Raw genomic sequence first — 5,546 nt, 5'->3', positions numbered from 1 at the left:
CGCAATACGACGAGCGATACCGCGCCGATCGTGCCGCTCGGCAACAGTCCGATCAGCATGGTCGATGTCCCCATGATCGCGATAGTCACGAGCAACACGAACTTGCGCCCCTTCCTGTCGCCGATGGGACCAAAGAACAGGCCGCCGAACGGCCGCGCGAGGAAGCCCGCACCATAGGTGCCGAAACTATGCACGAGCCGCAATACGACGAGCGATACCGCGCCGATCGTGCCGCTCGGCAACAGTCCGATCAGCATGGTCGATGTCCCCATGATCGCGATAGTCACGAGCAACACGAACTTGCGCCCCTTCCTGTCGCCGATGGAACCAAAGAACAGGCCGCCGAACGGCCGCGCGAGGAAGCCCGCACCATAGGTGCCGAAACTCGCCAGCAGCCCGGCTTTCGCGCCGAGCGCCGGAAAAAAGATATGACTGAAAACCAGTGCCGACGCGAGTCCGAAGATCGCAAAGTCGTAATACTCGAGGGCGCTTCCGACCGCGCCCGTGAGGATTGCACGCCGCAATTGCTGTGGTGAAACCGGCGCCCTGGTTGGCGTACCGGCGAGCGACGCCGAGGGTAGTTCGGGTATTGGGGGGTGCTGCAGATCCATTTGCGTCTCCTTTGCAAATCGGTTTGCCGGTTGATTGAATCCCGGCTATTTCTTTATGTATGTATTGTCCGCTTCGGATTGTTCAGGGCTGCGCGGACGTATCGAATGAAACGGTTGTTCATGCTGCCTGATCGCCGATGATCTTCACGACTCCGCTGTGATCGATATCGCCGTGATGCGCGATGAGAGACGTGAAAAGCTGCGCGCTGAGTTGGGTGTACGGCATCGACGCGCCCACGTCCTGTGCCGCACGCAACGCGTTTTGAAGATCCTTGAGTTGCGAGCTCGACCGGCCACTGACCTCGAAGTTTTTGTCGACCATGCGGCGGCCGTGGATGCGCAGGATGGTGCTGTCGGCGTAACCGCCCGCGAGCGCTTCGATCAGCATCGCGGGGTTCGCACCGCCCTTCGCAACCAGCGACAACGCCTCGGCCACCACGCCAATGGTCGTGCCCACGATCATCTGATTCGCGAGCTTGGCGAGTTGCCCCGTGCCGTGAGCGCCCATCAACACAGGCCGCCCCATGCAACGCAGCACGGGCGATACACGATCGAAGACCTCTGCATTGCCGCCGCACATGATTGCAAGCGTCGCGTTTTCCGCGCCACTCGTGCCGCCTGATACGGGGGCATCGATATGTCGAACACCTCGCGCGGCAAGCAGACGCGCATGCGTGATCGCCTGGTCGGGACGGATCGAGCTCATGTCGACGACTACCGCATCGGCACTCAACGCCTGCGCCATGCCTTGATCGAACAGAACATCGTGCACGGTCTCGCCGTTTGCAAGCATCGTAATCACGATGTCGGCATTGCGAACCGCTTCAGCCGGCGAGTCGGCAACGTCCGCGCCATCCGCACGCAAGCGCTCGGCTTTGTCCCGGGTACGGTTCCAGGCGGTGAGCCCGTAGCCCGCCCTGAGCAGCACGCGTGCTTGCCGCTCTCCCATCAAGCCGATCCCGAGAAAAGCAATCTTCTCCGGCCGGTCCTTTGAATTCGTCATCGTCTCGCTACCTTGAAGTCATCCACTGCTGGACACGCGTTTCATCGTGAGGTATGGTTACCGGTAACCATTAAACGAATCTAACATGAGGAGATGGCATGCACAAGACGGATTTACTGGTAGTCGTCCGGTATCCGGAGCGTGATATGGCGGAACTCGAACGTCATTTCACGCTGCACGTCCTGTCGGACTGCGCCAATCGCGGTGCATTGCTCGCTGAAGTCGGTTCCCGCATTCGCGCGCTCGCCACCAACGGCGAAGCCGGCGCAAGCGCCGAGTTGATCGATGCGTTGCCGGCGCTCGAGATCATCGTGTCGTACGGCGTCGGAGTCGATGCGATCGATCTCGCACACGCAGCAAAACGCGGCATTCGCGTGACCAATACGCCCGATGTGCTGACTGGCGATGTCGCCGACATGGGCATCGGCCTGATGCTTTCGATTGCGCGCCAGATCCCGGCGAATGATCGCCTCGTGCGCGACGCTCAATGGGGCAAGGCCGCAATTCCGCTCGCCACGCGCATGTTCGGCAAGCGCCTTGGCGTTCTCGGACTCGGCCGTGTAGGACGCGCACTGGCGAAGCGGGCCGCTGCGTTCGACATGTCCATTGCGTATCACGATCGCGTCCAGTTCGACGATGTCGGCTACACGTATTGCGACAGCGCCGTGGCCCTGGCGCGCGAATCTGACTTCCTCGTGATCTGCGCGGCGGCGGACAAGCAAAGCCAGGGATCTGTAAGCCGCGATGTGTTTGACGCCCTCGGACCCGACGGCATTCTGGTGAACATCGCGCGAGGAAGTATTGTCGACGAACCCGTGTTGCTCGAATTTCTGAATGAACGCCGTATTCGCGGCGCCGCGCTGGATGTATTCTGGAACGAGCCTTCAATCGATCCGCGTTTTTTCACGCTGGACAACGTCGTGCTGCAGCCGCACCGCTCCAGCGCAACCGTTGAAACGCGCAGTGCGATGGCGCAACTGGTGCGTGAGAACTTGAAGGCGTTCTTCAGTGGCGCGCCGCTCGTGACCGAGTTTTCCACGCGTTGAACCTAGAACGAATCACTGACTCCCCATACAAATAAAACGGACAGACAAGCATGTCGAATCAATCGAACATCCCGCAAAACCGTCTTCGCAGCCGCCGCTGGTTCGATGATCCCTCCGACCCCGGCATGACCGCGCTGTATCTCGAGCGCTATATGAACTATGGCATCACGCGCGAAGAGCTGCAGTCGGGCAAGCCGATCATCGGTATCGCGCAGACGGGTTCCGATCTCGCGCCGTGCAATCGTCATCACATCGAACTCGCCACCCGCGTGCGCGATGGCATCCGCGACGCCGGCGGCATTCCGCTCGAATTTCCGGTGCATCCGATCCAGGAAACCGGCAAGCGTCCGACCGCCGCGCTCGATCGCAACCTCGCTTATCTCGGGCTCGTGGAGATCCTGCACGGCTATCCCATCGATGGCGTCGTGCTTACCACCGGCTGCGATAAAACCACGCCCGCATGCCTGATGGCCGCGGCCACGGTCAACATTCCGGCGATCGTCCTGTCCGGCGGCCCGATGCTCGACGGCTGGTATCACGGCAAGCTCGCAGGCTCCGGCACGGTGATCTGGGACGCGCGCAAACGGCTGTCGGCGGGTGAGATCGACTATCCGGGATTCATGGATATGGTGGCGTCGTCGGCGCCGTCGGTCGGGCATTGCAACACCATGGGCACCGCGCTTTCCATGAACTCGCTCGCCGAAGCGCTCGGCATGTCGCTGCCCGGCTGCGCGGCGATCCCGGGTCCGCATCGCGAGCGTGGCTGGATGGCTTATGCGACCGGCAAGCGGATCGTGGAGATGGTCGCCGAGAACCTGCGGCCTTCGGACATTATGACCAAGGGCGCTTTCGAGAACGCGGTTGTCGCGGCGGCGGCGCTCGGCGCGTCATCGAATTGTCCGATCCACATGATCGCGATTGCGCGGCACATGGGTATCGACCATACGCTGGAAGACTGGCAGCGGCTTGGGCCCGAGGTGCCGCTGCTGGTCGATTGCCAGCCGGCGGGACGGTTCCTGGGCGAAGCGTTTCATCGCGCGGGCGGCGTGCCGGCGGTGATGAAAGAGCTGTTCGATGCCGGCCGTCTCGACGCCTCCGTGCGTACCGTGACCGGCAAGACGCTGGGCGAAGATCTGGCCACGGTCCCCGTGCCTGACCGCGAGGTCATCCGTGCCTATGAAAACCCGTTGAAGGAATCGGCGGGTTACGTGGTGCTCTCGGGCAACCTCTTCGACAGCGCCGTGATGAAGGTCAGCGTGATCGACGAAGCCTTCCGCAAGCGCTTTCTCGCCGATCCCGATCATCCCGACGTGTTCGAGGGGAAGGTCGTCGTGTTCGAAGGTCCGGAGGACTATCACGCGCGTATCGAAGACCCGGCAACGGGTGTCGATGAACGTTCGATCCTCGTCATCCGCAATTGCGGGCCAGTCGGCTTCCCCGGGGGCGCCGAAGTGGTGAACATGCAGCCGCCGGCAGCGTTACTCAAGCGCGGTATCGACACACTGCCAACGCTCGGCGATGGTCGTCAGAGCGGGACATCGGCGAGCCCTTCGATTCTCAACGTCTCGCCGGAAGCAGCCGTTGGCGGCGGCCTTGCATTGCTCGTATCGGGTGACAGGATTCGCATCGATTTGAAGACGCGCAAGGTCGACCTCATGATCCCCGAGGCCGAACTCGCGCAGCGTCGTGCGGCATGGAAGCCGCCCGTACTTGAGAACATGACGCCGTGGGAAGAGATCTACAGAAGCATGGTCGGGCAGCAAGGCAGCGGCGCATGCCTGGAACCGGCGACGTTGTATCTCAACATTGTCGAAACGCGGGGCGAGTCGCGGCATAACCACTAAGACAACCACTAAGCGCCCAGCTTCGTGCATGCCACGCGGGAGCACTAGGTGCTCTCGCGCGGCACGACTTCGTAGTGAATTTCGATGACGGGTGGAGACGGCTTGCGCCTGGTCGCAGCGGTCGTTTTCACGCCGCGCGTCTTGTCGAGTTTTTCATCGCCTTCCACTTCGTCCAGTGCCGTGAGCAAGGACTCGCCGGTGGCGCGGCCAATCCCATAGGCATCGACTGAAACGGTCGTGATGGTCGGATAGCAATGCCGCGAGACCTCGAAGTCCCCGAAGCCCGCAATCGCGATATCCCCCGGGACCGCCAACCCCAGCCGATGACACGCCATCACCGCGCCAAACGCGTGGATGTCGCTCGCGCACATGACGGCGTCGGTGTCGGGCCAGCGTTCGAGCAACTGCTGCAACGCGGCCGCACCATGCGCCATTGCAACGCCGTGCGCCATGGTCGTGGTCCATGCGCTTTTGGTGATGTCGCGCGGTTCGCAACCGGCCGCCCTCACCTCCTTCAGATACCCGCGACGCCGATCGATACCGCGGCTATCCAGCTTCGACGCGCTGCTCACGAACGCGATGCGCTTATAGCCGCGTTCGTAGAGATGGCGCACCATCGCGCGCGATGCATCGACATTCGAGAAGCCCACGACCCGGTCGATAGGATCGACCGGCATGTCCCATGTTTCGATCACCGGAATGCGCGCCCGGGCAAGCAGCGAATGCGTCTCTTCGGTGTGATGGCTGCCCGTCAGCACGATGCAGCGCGGCTGATAACGCAGCATGGCGCGCACGAGCTCTTCCTCGCGCGGCAATTCGTAGTCGGTGTTGGCCAGCAGCAACTGCATGCCGGCCGGTTCGATCACGTCGTTGATGCCACGCACGGTATCGGAAAAATTCGAACTCGACAGCGACGGCACGAGCACCGCTACAAACGATGATTTCCCTGACGACAAGGCACCCGCCGCCACCCGCGAACGCGTGCTCAACGTGGTCAACGAACTGGGGTATGTGGCGGACGCGGCGGCGGGTGCCTTGTCGA

4 protein-coding genes and 1 pseudogene are annotated in these 5,546 nt (G+C 62.2%); 2 read left to right on the top strand and 3 right to left on the bottom strand.

Annotation, left to right across the window (positions count from 1 at the left end; genetic code table 11):
* Both ACRXB1_RS28930 and ACRXB1_RS28925 read right to left on the bottom strand, forming a co-directional pair.
* Nucleotides 1-611: pseudogene (locus ACRXB1_RS28930) on the bottom strand (hypothetical protein); the annotation flags it as partial.
* A gap of 118 nt (nt 612-729) precedes the next feature.
* Complete coding sequence (locus tag ACRXB1_RS28925; RefSeq protein WP_449493976.1) at nt 730-1,614, bottom strand: NAD(P)-dependent oxidoreductase; 885 nt, start codon at nt 1,612-1,614, stop codon at nt 730-732.
* 98 nt (nt 1,615-1,712) lie between these two features.
* On the opposite strand from ACRXB1_RS28925, the gene ACRXB1_RS28920 reads away from it, so the two are divergent.
* On the top strand, nt 1,713-2,660 hold the full coding sequence (locus ACRXB1_RS28920) for a 2-hydroxyacid dehydrogenase (RefSeq protein WP_449493975.1): 948 nt from the start codon (nt 1,713-1,715) through the stop codon (nt 2,658-2,660).
* A 50-nt stretch (nt 2,661-2,710) separates the two neighbouring features.
* Nucleotides 2,711-4,504, top strand: coding sequence for an IlvD/Edd family dehydratase (locus ACRXB1_RS28915; protein WP_449493974.1), 1,794 nt, complete (start codon nt 2,711-2,713; stop codon nt 4,502-4,504).
* A gap of 44 nt (nt 4,505-4,548) precedes the next feature.
* Here ACRXB1_RS28915 and ACRXB1_RS28910 read toward each other — a convergent pair.
* Nucleotides 4,549-5,546, bottom strand: a 998-nt coding sequence (locus ACRXB1_RS28910) for a substrate-binding domain-containing protein (protein WP_449493973.1), incomplete at its 5' end; no start/stop codon positions are given.

The sequence above is a fragment of the Caballeronia sp. M23-90 genome, assembly GCF_053574605.1.
The sequence above is the reverse complement of the archived record's forward strand: the minus strand, read 5'-3'. Positions and strand labels throughout refer to the sequence as shown.